This is a genomic window from Vibrio sp. 10N.286.49.B3 (assembly GCF_002873395.1).
Classification (GTDB): Bacteria; Pseudomonadota; Gammaproteobacteria; order Enterobacterales; family Vibrionaceae; genus Vibrio.
Window position 1 is genome coordinate 1 of sequence record NZ_MCUV01000064.1, and the last position, 432, is coordinate 432.

Annotated in this window: 1 pseudogene; it reads right to left on the reverse strand. The window is 43.5% G+C overall.

The features are described 5' to 3' along the window. Positions 1 to 432, reverse strand: a pseudogene (locus tag BCU68_RS15825) (IS630 family transposase); the annotation flags it as partial.

Sequence of the window (432 nt, forward strand, 5' to 3'; positions counted from 1 at the left end):
CGGGATGTGAATTATGGTCAGGTTTTTAAAGTCATCGGTGAGATAACTTTGGTGCCAGCTCGCTTGATCCATGATGACAACGGAATGTTTGCCTATCGGAGTAGCTTGAGATATGAGTTTAAGGTGTTCTTTCATCACCTCCATATTGCTTAGTGGAGCAACAATAGCCTCCGCTTGACCGGTCGTCACACATACTGCTCCAAACAGATAAGCATATTCAAACTGCTGTTGTTGAACAGCTCTAGGTCTAGTGCCTTTCTCTGCCCATATTCGAGTGGTTGTATTGCGCTGACCAAACCTGGCTTCATCTTGAAACCATATTTGAACGTCATTTAGGGAGACATGCCCTGGGATCTTAAGGATCGTTTCGATTTGGAATTTTTTTAAAAGCTTCTTGGGCTTCAATTGATTGTTTCGGGTGTTTAGACCGAG